This is a genomic window from Wenjunlia tyrosinilytica, from assembly GCF_014646055.1.
Taxonomy (GTDB): domain Bacteria; phylum Actinomycetota; class Actinomycetes; order Streptomycetales; family Streptomycetaceae; genus Wenjunlia; species Wenjunlia tyrosinilytica.
The window spans coordinates 172299-185320 of sequence record NZ_BMMS01000013.1 but is presented as its reverse complement, the minus strand read 5'-3'; the positions used below and the strand labels follow the sequence as shown (position 1 = coordinate 185320).

At 71.3% G+C, this 13022-nt stretch carries 13 protein-coding genes; 5 read left to right on the top strand and 8 right to left on the bottom strand.

The window, feature by feature from the left end; all coding sequences use genetic code 11:
• Positions 1-110: 110 nt before the first annotated feature.
• Complete coding sequence (locus IEY86_RS16690; protein ID WP_229698491.1) at positions 111-689, bottom strand: hypothetical protein; 579 nt, start codon at positions 687-689, stop codon at positions 111-113.
• Between the two features lie 124 nt (positions 690-813).
• Between IEY86_RS16690 and hemL the strand changes: the two genes are divergently transcribed.
• Complete coding sequence (gene hemL / locus IEY86_RS16685) at positions 814-2133, top strand: glutamate-1-semialdehyde 2,1-aminomutase (protein ID WP_373287042.1); 1320 nt, start codon at positions 814-816, stop codon at positions 2131-2133.
• Positions 2134-2162: 29 nt separating this feature from the next.
• Positions 2163-2816 (top strand): histidine phosphatase family protein, encoded by a 654-nt coding sequence (locus IEY86_RS16680; protein WP_189132539.1) that lies wholly within the window; start codon positions 2163-2165, stop codon positions 2814-2816.
• Between the two features lie 68 nt (positions 2817-2884).
• Here IEY86_RS16680 and IEY86_RS16675 read toward each other — a convergent pair whose 3' ends face one another.
• Positions 2885-3346 (bottom strand): hypothetical protein, encoded by a 462-nt coding sequence (locus IEY86_RS16675; protein ID WP_189132483.1) that lies wholly within the window; start codon positions 3344-3346, stop codon positions 2885-2887.
• 81 nt (positions 3347-3427) lie between these two features.
• Here IEY86_RS16675 and IEY86_RS16670 point away from each other — a divergent pair, with 81 nt between their 5' ends.
• A complete protein-coding gene (locus IEY86_RS16670; protein ID WP_189132482.1) occupies positions 3428-4057 on the top strand; it encodes a class I SAM-dependent methyltransferase in 630 nt (209 codons plus the stop codon).
• Between the two features lie 53 nt (positions 4058-4110).
• Here IEY86_RS16670 and IEY86_RS16665 read toward each other — a convergent pair whose 3' ends face one another.
• A complete protein-coding gene (locus tag IEY86_RS16665) occupies positions 4111-5304 on the bottom strand; it encodes an RtcB family protein (protein WP_189132481.1) in 1194 nt (397 codons plus the stop codon).
• A gap of 229 nt (positions 5305-5533) precedes the next feature.
• On the opposite strand from IEY86_RS16665, the gene IEY86_RS16660 reads away from it, so the two are divergent.
• Positions 5534-6325: a hypothetical protein gene (locus IEY86_RS16660; protein ID WP_189132480.1), complete on the top strand. Its 792-nt coding sequence runs from the start codon at positions 5534-5536 to the stop codon at positions 6323-6325.
• Positions 6326-6375: 50 nt separating this feature from the next.
• A complete protein-coding gene (locus IEY86_RS16655; RefSeq protein WP_189132479.1) occupies positions 6376-7062 on the top strand; it encodes a DUF3558 domain-containing protein in 687 nt (228 codons plus the stop codon).
• 98 nt (positions 7063-7160) lie between these two features.
• Here the strand turns inward: IEY86_RS16655 and hemB are convergent, their stop codons facing one another.
• From hemB to IEY86_RS16630, 5 genes are read right to left on the bottom strand one after another with little or no spacing between them, the layout of a single operon-like run.
• A complete protein-coding gene (gene hemB, locus IEY86_RS16650; RefSeq protein WP_189132478.1) occupies positions 7161-8156 on the bottom strand; it encodes a porphobilinogen synthase in 996 nt (331 codons plus the stop codon).
• Positions 8153-9796, bottom strand: coding sequence for a bifunctional uroporphyrinogen-III C-methyltransferase/uroporphyrinogen-III synthase (locus IEY86_RS16645; RefSeq protein WP_189132477.1), 1644 nt, complete (start codon positions 9794-9796; stop codon positions 8153-8155). The genes hemB and IEY86_RS16645 overlap by 4 nt, the downstream gene beginning before the upstream one ends.
• Positions 9793-10788, bottom strand: coding sequence for a hydroxymethylbilane synthase (gene hemC, locus IEY86_RS16640; RefSeq protein ID WP_189132476.1), 996 nt, complete (start codon positions 10786-10788; stop codon positions 9793-9795). Before hemC ends, IEY86_RS16645 begins: the two co-directional genes overlap by 4 nt.
• Positions 10785-12113, bottom strand: coding sequence for a glutamyl-tRNA reductase (locus IEY86_RS16635; protein WP_189132475.1), 1329 nt, complete (start codon positions 12111-12113; stop codon positions 10785-10787). Before IEY86_RS16635 ends, hemC begins: the two co-directional genes overlap by 4 nt.
• Positions 12110-12967 (bottom strand): redox-sensing transcriptional repressor Rex, encoded by an 858-nt coding sequence (locus tag IEY86_RS16630; protein ID WP_189132474.1) that lies wholly within the window; start codon positions 12965-12967, stop codon positions 12110-12112. The genes IEY86_RS16635 and IEY86_RS16630 overlap by 4 nt, the downstream gene beginning before the upstream one ends.
• Between the last annotated feature and the right edge of the window lie 55 nt (positions 12968-13022).

The window sequence follows — 13022 nt, the reverse complement described above, 5'->3', positions numbered from 1 at the left end:
CTTCCGTGGAATGTTCCGGCCGGCTCCCGGCCGCAACGGCCCTCCGACCGGGCCCCGGTGAGCCCCACCGGCATCCGACGATGTGACAGACGTCACACCTCGGTTGCCGGTCAGGGCCAGACCAGGCAGTAGAGCTGGTGCCCCGCCTCGTCGAGGCGGTGGGCGAAGTCCTGCCACTCGTGGAGCATCTTGTAGATCACGAAGGCATCCCTCGGGCCGCGCCGGTCGGGCACCGTGGACCAGATGAAGGCCGCGGCGCCCAGGGCCTCCTCATCGGCCTTGCGCAGCGGCTCGACGACGTTCACCGGGAGCTTGACCACCGCGTAGTCGGGGTGGAGGACGATCAGCTCCAGCGGCGGGACCTTGGCCAGGGGTATGCCTTCGATACCCGTGAGCACCATCGCCGCCATGGTCTCCGGCTTCACCTTCGTGAACAGGCCGTTGCCCAGTTCGTCCCCGCCCAGCTCCTCGCGGCTGTACGACGTCGGGACGCGGGCGGCAGCGGCGCCGTCGGGCGCGCCGAAGTACTTGTAGGTCACCCCCACACGGCCACCCCTGCTTCCACCTTCCACCGCTCCGTCGTGGTCGGTTGGGCCGTGTCCCCGGCGCCGCCTCGACCGCCCAGCGGGTAGCGCGCGGTCTGGTCCGGGGTCGTCCGCCCCTTCGCCCAGTTCACCACCGCGCTGCATCTCACTACCCGACCATTCGCAGACCCAACCGCGCAACCCGATCATCGTCTCAGATGACCCTCTGAGACATGTACGCGAAACGCCCGCTGCACACTCACCATCAAGCTCTGAGAACATTGGCTTCGTGAGCTATCCCTACGAAGCCCCAGTCTCGCAGACCCTGTTCGACCGCGCTGCCGCGGTGACACCGGGCGGGGTGAACTCTCCGGTGCGCGCCTTCCGCGCCGTGGGCGGTACGCCCCGGTTCATGGTGTCCGGCACCGGCCCGTACCTCACCGACGCCGATGGCCGCAGTTATGTCGACCTGGTGTGCTCCTGGGGGCCGATGCTGCTCGGCCACCGGCACCCCGAAGTGACGGCGGCGGCGCAGGAGGCGGTGGCCCGCGGTACATCGTTCGGCACGCCCGGTGAGGGCGAGGTGGCACTGGCCGAGGAGATCGTCGGGCGGGTCGAGCCCGTGGAGCAGGTGCGCCTGGTCTCCTCCGGCACCGAGGCCACCATGTCCGCGATCCGCCTCGCGCGCGGTTTCACCGGCCGGGCCAAGGTCGTGAAGTTCGCCGGCTGCTACCACGGACATGTGGACGCGCTGCTGGCCGCGGCGGGTTCCGGAGTTGCCACCTTCGGGCTACCCGACACTCCTGGGGTGACGGGCGCGCAGGCAGGTGACACGATCGTGCTTCCGTACAACGATCTTGACGCGGTCCGGTCGGCCTTCGCCGCGCACCCCGGCGAGATCGCCTGTGTGATCACCGAGGCGTCGCCGGGCAACATGGGCGTCGTCCCGCCGCTGCCCGGCTTCAACCAGGGTTTGGCCGATTTGTGCCGTGCCAATGGCGCGCTCTACATCTCCGACGAGGTGATGACCGGCTTCCGCGTCTCCAGGGCCGGCTGGTACGGCATCGACGGTGTGCGGCCCGACCTGATGACGTTCGGCAAGGTCATGGGCGGCGGCTTCCCGGCCGCGGCCTTCGGCGGACGTGCGGACGTCATGGGCCGCCTCGCCCCGGCCGGCCCGGTGTACCAGGCCGGAACGCTCTCGGGGAACCCGGTGGCGACCGCGGCCGGACTTGCCCAGCTGCGGCTGTGCACCGATGAGGTGTACGCCACCGTCGACCGCGTCGCCGCGGAGGTCTCCGGGCTGGTGGCGCGGGCGCTGGCGAAGGAAGGCGTCGCCCACCGGATCCAGACGGCGGGGAACATGTTCTCGGTGTTCTTCACCGAGTCACCGGTCACCACATACGACGAAGCGAAAAAGCAGCAGGCGTACCGTTTCACCGCGTTCTTCCACTCGATGCTCTCGCAGGGCGTGTACCTGCCCCCGTCGGCGTTCGAGTCGTGGTTCGTGTCGGCGGCGCATGACGGGGCCGCGATCGAGCGGATCGAGGCGGCACTACCGGCGGCGGCACGGGCCGCGGCCGAGGCAGAGGAGGAGAAGTCCGGGTGAGTGACAAGGACATCACGGTCGTCCACCTGATGCGCCACGGAGAGGTCCACAACCCCTCCGGCGTGCTGTACGGGCGGCTCCCGGGCTACCACCTGTCGGAGCTGGGCGTACGGATGGCCGAGCGCGTCGGCGAGCACCTCGCCGACCGCGACATCACACACGTCGTGGCATCGCCGCTGGAGCGCGCCCAGGAGACCGCGGGGCCGATCGCCAAGGAGCACGGGCTCGAGATCGCCTCCGACGAGCGGCTCCTGGAGGCGGAGAACATCTTCCAGGGCAGGACCTTCGGCGTCGGCGACGGCTCGCTGCGCAACCCCGGGTACTGGAAGCACCTGGTCAACCCCTTCCGCCCCTCCTGGGGCGAGCCGTACATCGAGCAGGTCGTGCGGATGATGGCGGCGCTGAACTCCGCCCGGGACGCGGCCCGCGGGCACGAGGCGGTGTGCGTCAGCCATCAGCTGCCGATCTGGGTCACCCGGTGCTTCGTCGAGCGGCGGCGCCTGTGGCACGACCCGCGCAAGCGGCAGTGCTCGCTCGCGAGCCTGACGACCTTCACCTACCAGGGCGACAAGATCGTCTCCGTCGGCTACAGCGAGCCCGCCCGCGACCTGGTGCCGCCGCACCTGCTGCCGGGGGCCAAGGCGAAGGCCAGGAGCGGCGGCGGGAAGAGCTTCGGAGCGTAGGGAGCAGGGCCGGGCGCCGGGCGCCGGCCCGCCCGGGTGCCTGGCCGCCCGGCTGCCTGGCCGCCCCCTCAGAGCCTGGTGTTGATGAGGCCGCCCGTGGACGCGAGGACCAGGGGCGGCTGGGTCTTGTCCGCCTCCGCCTCGGCCTTCGCCTTCGGGATGGGGCGGGTGCCGCTGCACGTACTGGTGCGGGTCATGCCGTTGGCGTCCTCCTTCACGTAGAAGACATACGTGGCGTGGTCCTTGAACCGCACACCGCAGGAGCCCGGACTGTCGGCCGTGTCCACACCGGTGACCCCGTCGATCACCTTCTTGCGGTCCTTGTACTCCCGCAGCACCTTGACCACGGCGAGCCTGCGGCCGTCGGCCGTGCGCTGGGCGGTGACCTCACCGGTGAACACGCCGTCCGCCGAGGCGAAGTACTCCTTCGCGGTCCTGTCCACACAGCGGCAGGCCTCCGCCGGGCAGGCCGCCCCCAGGACGAGCGCGGCTCCGGCGGCACCGACCAGGGCGAGTTGGCGTAGGTCCACGACGTTCTCCTTGCACTCGGCGGGGTAACGGATAGCGTTTGCGTACGCACAACGCGTCGCGCAGCCAGGAGGTCACTCGCCGTGGGCGCAGGCAGAACGTTCTTCACCGTGGCCTACCGCATCGGCCTGCACCCCTGGGAGGGCGCCGCCAAGAACCAGGAGTACGCGGAGAAGTTCGCGCAACTCCTCGACCGGGAGGAGGACGGGCTCGAGCCGCCGTTCGGGCGGGCGCTCGACATCGGCTGCGGCAGCGGCGTCTGGGGTGTGGAACTGGCCAGGCGCGGCTGGGCGGTCACCGGCGTGGACATCGTGGAGAAGGCCGTGCGCCGGGCCCGGGGGCGGGCACGCGAGGCGGGCGTGGACGCCGGGTTCGTCCACGGCGATGTGACCGACCTCGGCGCGGCGGACGTCGGCTCCGGCTTCCGGCTCCTGCTGGACACCGGGACATTCCACGCGCTGACCGACGCCCAGCGCACCGCGATGGGCCGCGAGATCACGGCCGTGGCATCCCCCGACGCCACCCTCCTCATGGCGGTGTGGGCCCCGATGAACCGCGGCCCGCTGCCCCGCGGCGCGACCCGCCTGGAGGTCGCGACCGCCTTCCCCCGCTGGCGGATCACCGACACCGTGGCCTCGATGCTCGAACCGCCGCCGCTCATGCGGCGCCTCAAGGCCGACGAGCACTGGTACCGCCTGCGCCGCCGCACCTGACCGAGGACGCCCCCGGCATGCCGCAGGACGCCCTCGGCGCGGCGCAGGGGCTGTCACCCCTTGACGCAGATCACCTGCTTGAGCTTCGCCACGACCTCGACGAGGTCGCTCTGCTGCTCGATGACCTTCTCGATCTTCTTGTAGGCCCCCGGGATCTCGTCCACGACGCCGGAGTCCTTGCGGCACTCGACGCCCTTGGTCTGCTCCTCCAGGTCCCGCGTCGAGAACCGCTTCTTCGCCGCGTTGCGGCTCATCTTGCGGCCCGCGCCGTGGGAGGCGGAGTTGAACGCCGCCGGGTTGCCCAGGCCGCGCACGATGTACGAGCCGGTGCCCATGGAGCCCGGGATGATGCCCATGTCGCCCGAGCCCGCCCGGATGGCGCCCTTGCGGGTCACCAGCAGTTCCACACCGCCGTAGGACTCCTCGGCCACGTAGTTGTGGTGGCACGAGATCACCTCGTCGAAGGTGACCCTCGCCTTGCGGAACTCCCCGCGGACCACGTCCTGGAAGAGCGCCATCATCACCGCGCGGTTGAGCTTCGCGTACTCCTGCGCCCAGAACAGGTCCTCGCGGTATGCCGCCATCTGCGGGGTGTCCGCGATGAAGACGGCGAGATCGCGGTCGACCAGGCCCTGGTTGTGCGGCAGGCCCTGCGCGACGCCCATGTGGTGCTCGGCGAGCTCCTTGCCGATGTTGCGCGATCCGGAGTGGAGCATCAGCCAGACCGATCCCGACTCGTCGAGGCAGAACTCGATGAAGTGGTTGCCGGATCCGAGCGTCCCCATCTGGGAGAGCGCCCGCTCCCGGCGGAACCTCACCGCGTCGGCCAGGCCCTCGAACCGCTCCCAGAAGCCGCCCCACCCGGCCGTCGGGAAGCCGTGCAGATCACGCGGATCCACGGGCTCCTGGTGCATTCCGCGGCCGACCGGGATGGCCTGCTCGATCTTCGAGCGCAGCCGGGACAGGTCGTCGGGCAGGTCGCGGGCGGTCAGCGAGGTCTTCACCGCGCTCATGCCGCAGCCGATGTCCACGCCCACCGCCGCCGGGCACACGGCACCGCGCATCGCGATGACCGAGCCGACGGTCGCGCCCTTGCCGTAGTGCACGTCCGGCATCACGGCGAGGCCGCTGATCCACGGCAGCGAGGAGACATTGCGCAGCTGCTGCATGGCCTGGCCCTCGACCGTGGCCGGGTCCGTCCACATGCGGATCGGCACCTTGACGCCGGGCACCTCGGTGTAACTCATTGCATGACCTCCTGGTCGATACGTAAAAAGCATAGGAATACGGGCGAGCGCGGCAAAAGTGGATTCAGCGCGCGGAACAGGCCCTGGAGAGGCGCATACGTCGGCCTCTGCGGTAGACAATGAAGGTCAACGTCCCCCTCCTTCCTCGTCGTCTCGAACAGGTGGCGGGGTCCATGTAGCCATGGTGGATACGGTGTGGGCAATGGATTTTCGGGGAGAGGAACGCCGAATGGCCCTGCTGGCAAGGCGACTTCGCCATGCTGCCGCCGTGCCGGCGGCCGTCGGGCTACTACTGCTCGCGGGTGTCTCCTGCACCGGTTCCCCGGGCCAGGACACCGCCAAGAGCACCCCCAAGCCCGGAGAGACCACCAAGGCGGAGCCGGCCGCTTCCCCGGGGAAGTTCCAACTGCTGCCGGAGCCCTGCGCGGCGGTCTCCGAGGACACTCTCGGCAAGCTCCTTCCCGGAGCGAAGGAGAGCGCCGCCGCGAGCGCCCGGCAGGGCGGCTCCGACAGCGCGGTGGGCGACGGGGACGGTGTGGGCAAGGCCACACTCACGTTCGACAACGACCGGCGCGCAGGCTGCGAGTGGACGCTCAAGAACGACGAGTGGACCCGCTACCTGCATGTGGACTTCGAGCGGGTCGTCTCGTACGACGACGCCACCAGCGACGAAGAGCAGGCGCAGGACGACTACTTGGACACCGCCACCAGCGCGGACGTGCCCAGTGGCGCCGCGTCGGCCTCCTCCTCTTCCACGTCCGCGGACTCCGGTGACGCGGCCGTGGTGCCCCACGCCGTGGACGGGATAGGGGATGAGGCGTTCATCACGGAGAAGGCCGCCCCCGACGACGCCCTGCCGCACCGCGACGCGACGCTCGTCTTCCGCAAGGCCAACGTCGTGGTCACCGTCGAGTACCAGGAATGGCCGCAGCGGGACTCGACGCTGCCCTCCAGCGACGAACTCCAGACAGCCGCGCGGATGGCGGCCAAGGACCTCGCCGAGCGGCTGAGCGAGCAGTAGGGCCGCGTATTGTGGCCGTTTACGTCGAACCACCGCAAGCAGAAGGAACCATGCGACCAATAGCCTCCAGGATCGCCCGCGCGCTGGCCGTGGCCGCCGTGCCGGTGCTCATCGCCGGCTGTTCGGGCTCGTCGGACTCCAACAGCTCCGGCTCGTCCGACAAGTCCACACCGAAGGTGAAGAAGTCGGCCGCCCCGAGCCTGGCGCCCGCCAAGTACACCGCGCTGCCCAACCCCTGCAAGGTGCTGTCCAAGGGCACGGTGACGTCCCTGGTGCCCGCGACGAAGGACGCGGCGGGCGACGCCGCGCAGTCCTCCGACACCAGCGCCCGGGCGAGTTGCAGCTGGAACGGGCTGGACGGGTTCCAGTACCACTGGCTGGACGTGGCGTTCCGGCGCTCGGACAGCGTGCAGGGAATCGGCAGCGCCGAGGAGCAGGCGAAGACCGCGTTCGCGAAGCTGAGGTCCTCCACGGCCAGGCCGGACGGCCTGAAGAAGGGTCAGGACCCGTCCGTGCGCGAGGCGGGGCTGGGCGACGAGTCCCAGCTCGTCAGCGCCGAGGTGGAGAAGGACAAGGAGACCTACCGGGATGTGACGGTGGTCGTGCGCCGGAGCAATGTCACCCTGACCGTCTCGTACGACGGCGCGGGCTTCGAGGACGGCAAGGACCCCGCCGCCAAGGAGATCGAGGCCGGAGCCCTCAAGGCCGCCAGGGAGGCGCTGGCCAAGGTGCGGTAGCGCCGGCCGGCGTCCCGTTGACGCGTGAACGAAGGGGCCCTTCGAGGGCGGTGCGACGCCGTCCTCGAAGGGCCCCTTCCGGGTCCTGGGTCATCCGGTCACTGGTCGCGCAGGTGCCCGGCGACCTCCGTCGCCCAGTAGGTCAGGATGCTGCTCGCCCCGGCCCGGCGGATCGAGGTCAGTGTCTCCATGATCACGCGGTCGCGGTCGATCCAGCCGTTGGCGGCGGCCGCCTCGACCATCGAGTACTCGCCCGAGATCTGGTAGGCGGCGACCGGGACGTCCGCGATGTCCGCGAACTGGCGCAGCACATCCAGGCAGGGAAGCGCCGGCTTGACCATGACCATGTCCGCACCCTCGGCGAGGTCGAGGGCCAGTTCGCGCAGCGACTCGCGGGCGTTGGCCGGGTCCTGCTGATAGGTCTTGCGGTCGCCCTTGAGCGAAGAGGCGACGGCCTCGCGGAACGGGCCGTAGAGGCCGGAGGCGTACTTCGCCGTGTAGGCGAGGATCGCCACGTCCTGGTGGCCCGCCTCGTCGAGGGCACGGCGGATCACACCGACCTGGCCGTCCATCATGCCGCTGGGGCCGACGACGTGGACACCCGCGTCGGCCTGGACCCGGGCCATCTCCGCGTAGCGCTCGAGCGTGGCGTCGTTGTCCACCCCGCCCCGCTCGTCCAGGACACCGCAGTGGCCGTGGTCGGTGTGCTCGTCCAGGCACAGGTCGGACATGACGACGGCGGCGTCGCCGATCTCGGAGATCACGTCCCGGATGGCGACCTGGAGGATGCCGTCCGGGTCGGTGCCCGAGGAGCCGATCGCGTCCTTGGTCTCCGGGACACCGAAGAGCATGATGCCGCCGACGCCCGCCGCCACCGCGTCGTGCGCGGCCTTGCGGAGGGTGTCCCGGGTGTGCTGGACCACACCGGGCATGGTGGAGATCGGTACCGGCTCGCTGATGCCCTCGCGGACGAAAGCGGGGAGGATCAGCTCGGCCGGGTGCAGCCGGGTCTCGGCGGCCAGGCGGCGCATGGCCGGGGTGGTGCGGAGCCTGCGGGGGCGGGCTCCCGGGAACTGGCCGTACATGGTGCTCATCCGCGGGCCCTCCTGCGGGATCCGGGGCGTCGTTCGCTGGGTCGGGTGACCTGCTCGCCGGCGTCGACGGCGGCGGCCCGCCGGGCGGCACCGAACTCGGCGAGGGCCTCGGCGAGGGCGTGGACGGACGGCTCGGGGGAGAGCACGTCCACGCGCAGGCCGTGCTCCTCGGCGGTCTTGGCGGTGGCCGGGCCGATGCACGCGATCACGGTGACGTTGTGGGGCTTGCCCGCGATCCCGACCAGATTGCGGACGGTCGAGGACGAGGTGAAGAGCACCGCGTCGAAGCCGCCGCCCTTGATCGCCTCACGGGTGTCGGCGGGCGGCGGCGAGGCGCGCACGGTCCGGTAGGCCGTCACGTCGTCCACCTCCCAGCCGAGGTCGATCAGTCCCGCGACCAGTGTCTCGGTCGCGATGTCGGCGCGGGGGAGGAAGACGCGGTCGATCGGGTCGAAGACCGGGTCGTAGGGCGGCCAGTCCTCCAGCAGGCCCGCGGCCGACTGCTCGCCGCTGGGCACCAGGTCCGGCTTGACGCCGAACTCGACCAAGGACCTGGCGGTCTGCTCGCCGACGGCGGCGACCTTGATCCCGGCGAAGGCGCGGGCGTCGAGCCCGTACTCCTCGAACTTCTCCCGGACCGCCTTGACGGCGTTGACCGAGGTGAAGGCGATCCATTCGTAGCGGCCGGTGACCAGGCCCTTGACCGCCCGTTCCATCTGCTGGGGGGTGCGCGGGGGCTCGACGGCGATGGTCGGGACCTCGTGGGGCACCGCGCCGTACGAGCGCAACTGGTCGGAGAGCGAAGCGGCCTGCTCCTTGGTCCTGGGGACGAGCACCTTCCAGCCGAAAAGCGGCTTGGTCTCGAACCAGGAGAGCTGATCGCGCTGGCCGGTCTGCTCACCGACCACGGCTATGGCGGGCTGCCCCGGCTCGGCGGCCGGGAGGGCCTTCGTGGCCTTGAGCTCGGCCGCGATCGTCGACAGCGTCGCGGTCCAGGTGCGCTGGCGCGTCGTGGTGCCGGCGACCGTGACCGTGAGCGGGGTGTCCGGCTTCCGCCCGGAGGCGATCAGCTCGGCCGCGGCGGCGGCGACGGCCTCGAGGGTGGTGTTGACGACGAGAGTGGCGTCACTGGCGCCGACCTCGTTCCAGCACCGCTCCGAGGCGGTCTCGGCCTCGACGAAGCGGACGTCCGCGCCCCTGGCGGAGCGCAGCGGGATACCCGCGTAGGCGGGGACACCGACGGCGTTGGCGACGCCGGGCACCACCTCGAACGGGATGCCCGCCTTGGCGCAGGCCAGCATCTCCTCGGCGGCCCGGCCGTCGAGGCCGGGATCGCCCGCGACGGCACGCACGACCCGCTTGCCGCCCCGCGAGGACGACATGACAAGCTTGGCCACGGACTCGCCGGAGCCGCCGGCCGCGCTCGGGTCCGCGATGTCCACGCCTGCGCCGGAGTGCTTGCGCACGGCGTCGAGGACGACCGCGTCGGCGACGAGCACGTCGGCCTCGGCCAACGCCTCGACGGCACGCAGGGTGAGCAGGCCGGGATCTCCCGGCCCGGCACCGAGGAAGGTGACATGGCCCAGAGCTCGCCGACCGGGTCGGCCGGTGGACTGGGGCTGGGCGGTGGTGGGGCTCAAAGTGCTCGCTCCCCCATCAGACCGGCTGCGCCCTTGGCGAGCATCTCGACGGCGAGCTCACGGCCCAGGGCCGCGGCTGCGTCGCCGGATGGGGGGACAGTTCCGGTGGTGGACATCTGCACCAGCGAGCTGCCGTCGACCATGCCGACGACACCGCGCAGGCGCAGCTCGGTAACAGTGTCGCCTTCCACGATGTCGGCGAGCGCGCCCACAGGGGCGGAGCAGCCGGCTTCGAGGGCGGCGAGCAGGGATCGCTCGGCGGTGACGGCGACCCGGGTGTGCGGGTCGTCGAGCACGGCGAGCTGGGCGGCGAGCTCTGCGTTGGCCGCAGCGCACTCGATCGCCAGTGCCCCCTGGCCGGGGGCGGGCAGAACCACATCGGTGTCGAGCGTCTCGGTGGCGTCGCTCAGGCGTCCGAGCCGGGACAGCCCGGCGCGGGCGAGGACGACGGCGTCGAGTTCACCGGAGCGCACGAAGCCGATCCGGGTGTCGACATTGCCGCGGATCGGCACGGCGGTCAGCTCCACGCCGTGCGCGCGGGCCCAGTGGTTGAGCTGGGCCATGCGGCGCGGGGAGCCGGTGCCGACGCGGGCGGTGCCCCGGGAGGAACCCCCTCGGGAGGAATCCGCCGCGAGCCCCGCGAGGGTGAGGCCGTCGCGGGCGACGATCACGTCGCGCGGGTCCTCACGCTCGGGCACGGCGGCGAGCACCAGCCCTTCGGCGGGCGCGGTCGGCAGGTCCTTGAGCGAGTGCACGGCGAAGTCGATGGTCCCGGCGAGCAGGGCGTCGCGCAGGGCGGAGACGAAGACGCCGGTGCCGCCGATCTGGGCGAGGTTCTCGCGGGAGGTGTCGCCGTGGGTGGTGATCTCCACCAGTTCGACGCGGCGGCCGGTGGCGGAGCGCACCGCCTCGGCGATCATGCCGGACTGGGCCGTCGCCAGGGGGCTGCGGCGCGTTCCCAGCCGCAGGGGGGTGTCAGGGGTGGTGCTCATGGCCGCCCTCGATTCGGGTCGCCGATGTCGGCCCGGCTGATGGCGGTGACCGCCTGCGGGTCGAGGTCGAACAGTTCGCGCAGGGCATCCGCGTACCCGGCGCCGCCGGGTTCACCCGCGAGCTGCTTGACCCGCACGGTGGGCGCGTGCAGGAGCTTGTCCACGACACGGCGCACGGTCTGGGAGATCTCGGCGCGCTGCTTGTCGTCGAGGTCGGGCAGGCGGCCGTCGAGCCGGGCGATCTCACCGGCGACGACGTCGGCCGCCATGGCGCGCAGGGCGACCACGGTCGGGGTGATGCGCTCGGCGCGCTGGGCGGCGCCGAAGGAGGCGACCTCCGCCGAGACGATCCTGCGGACCTGGTCGACGTCACCGGCGCCGGCGGCGTGCGACTCGGCCTCGGCGAGCAGTTCCAGGTCGACGAGGTGGGCGCCCTCGATGCGGTGGACCTCGGCGTCCACGTCGCGCGGCATGGCGAGGTCGAGGACGGCGAGCGAGCCGTGCAGTCCGCAGGTCTCACGCTCGGCCACGGCCTCGGCGACGGCTTCGTGGGTGAGCACGAGGCCGGCCGCGCCGGTACAGGAGACGACGATGTCGGCCTTGACGAGCTCGCGGGGGACCTGGGTGAACGGTACGGCGCGCCCGTTCACCGAGGCGGCGAGGCGCTCGGCGCGCTCCAGGGTGCGGTTGGCGATGACCAGGTCGCCGACGCCCGCCCGGGCCAGCGTCGCGGCGGCGAGCGAGCTCATGGAGCCCGCGCCGACGACGAGGGCGCGCTTGCCCGTGAGTTCACCGACGACACCGGAGAGCTGTTCGAGGCCGAAGGTGACCAGGGACTGCCCGGCCTTGTCGATGCCCGTCTCGCTGTGGGCGCGCTTGCCGACGCGCAGGGCCTGCTGGAACAGGTCGTTCAGGGCCCGTCCGGCGCTGTGCAGCTCCTGGCCGAGGCCCAGGGCGTCCTTGAGCTGCCCGAGGATCTGGCCCTCGCCGACGACCATGGAGTCCAGACCGCAGGCCACCGAGAACAGGTGGTGGACGGCCCGGTCCTCGTAGTGCACGTACAGGTGCGGGGTCAGCTCCTCGAGGCAGACACCGCTGTGCAGCGCCAGGAGCGTGGACAGCTCGGCGACACCGGCGTGGAACTTCTCCACGTCGGCGTAGACCTCCATGCGGTTGCACGTCGACAGCAGAACCGCTTCAGCAACCGGTTCCGCCGCGAGGGCGTCCTGGAGCAGCTTGCCCTGCTCGTCCCCGGTGAGCGCGGCTCGTTCGAGGACGCTGACCGGGGCGGAGCGGTGGCTCAGGCCGACGACGAGGACACTCATGCCGGCATCACGGCGGGGACTTCCCCGTCAGGGCCCGAGCGCCCGGTCTTGCGTGCCACGGCGGCCTTCACCGCGGCCTTGGCGGCCTTGGCGGGAGCGGCGAGCGGCGTGGCCTTCTGGGATTTTTCGGGCTTTCCCCGAGTGCCGGGGCCATCGGCGTCGGCAGCCTCCGCGGCGGCGGCGAGCGCCTCCTCACCGGACTTGCGCTGCTCGTGGAAGGCGAGGATCTGCAGCTCTATGGACAGGTCCACCTTGCGCACGTCCACACCGTCCGGCACGGAGAGGACCGTCGGGGCGAAGTTCAGGATGCTGGTGACCCCGGCCGCGACCAGGCGTTCGCACACCTCCTGCGCCGCGCCCGCGGGTGTCGCGATGACGCCGATGGACACCTGGTTCTCCCGGATGATGGTCTCGAGCTCGTCCGTGTGCCGAACCGGCAGACCGGCGGTGATCTTTCCGGTCGCGGACGGGTCGGCGTCGATCAGGGCCGCGACTCGGAAACCACGGGAGGCGAATCCCCCGTAGTTCGCGAGCGCGTGGCCCAGGTTTCCGATGCCGACGATGACGACCGGCCAGTCCTGGGTCAAGCCCAGTTCCCTGGAGATCTGGTAGACGAGGTACTCGACGTCGTAGCCGACACCCCTGGTGCCGTACGAGCCGAGGTAGGAGAAGTCCTTGCGCAGCTTGGCGGAATTGACTCCCGCCGCGGCGGCGAGTTCCTCGGAGGAGACCGTCGGCACGGAACGCTCTGACAGCGCGGTCAGGGCGCGGAGGTACAGCGGAAGACGGGCAACCGTTGCCTCCGGGATTCCTCGGCTCCGGCTCGCCGGTCGGTGTGTTCGGCCAGTTGCCACGATGCTCCTGCGGGTAGAGCTGGGCTGCGGGCGGCCACTGTCCCCGGGGCCGTCC

Bases quoted from the DNA above. Each gene is read 5' to 3' on its own strand.
- IEY86_RS16660 (WP_189132480.1), top strand. From the start codon at position 5,534: ATGGCCCTGCTGGCAAGGCGACTTCGCCATGCTGCCGCCGTGCCGGCG.
- hemC (WP_189132476.1), bottom strand. From the start codon at position 10,788: ATGAGCACCACCCCTGACACCCCCCTGCGGCTGGGAACGCGCCGCAGC.
- IEY86_RS16680 (WP_189132539.1), top strand. From the start codon at position 2,163: ATGCGCCACGGAGAGGTCCACAACCCCTCCGGCGTGCTGTACGGGCGG.
- IEY86_RS16635 (WP_189132475.1), bottom strand. From the start codon at position 12,113: ATGAGTGTCCTCGTCGTCGGCCTGAGCCACCGCTCCGCCCCGGTCAGC.
- IEY86_RS16665 (WP_189132481.1), bottom strand. From the start codon at position 5,304: ATGAGTTACACCGAGGTGCCCGGCGTCAAGGTGCCGATCCGCATGTGG.
- hemB (WP_189132478.1), bottom strand. From the start codon at position 8,156: ATGAGCACCATGTACGGCCAGTTCCCGGGAGCCCGCCCCCGCAGGCTC.
- IEY86_RS16655 (WP_189132479.1), top strand. From the start codon at position 6,376: ATGCGACCAATAGCCTCCAGGATCGCCCGCGCGCTGGCCGTGGCCGCC.
- IEY86_RS16690 (WP_229698491.1), bottom strand. From the start codon at position 689: ATGCAGCGCGGTGGTGAACTGGGCGAAGGGGCGGACGACCCCGGACCA.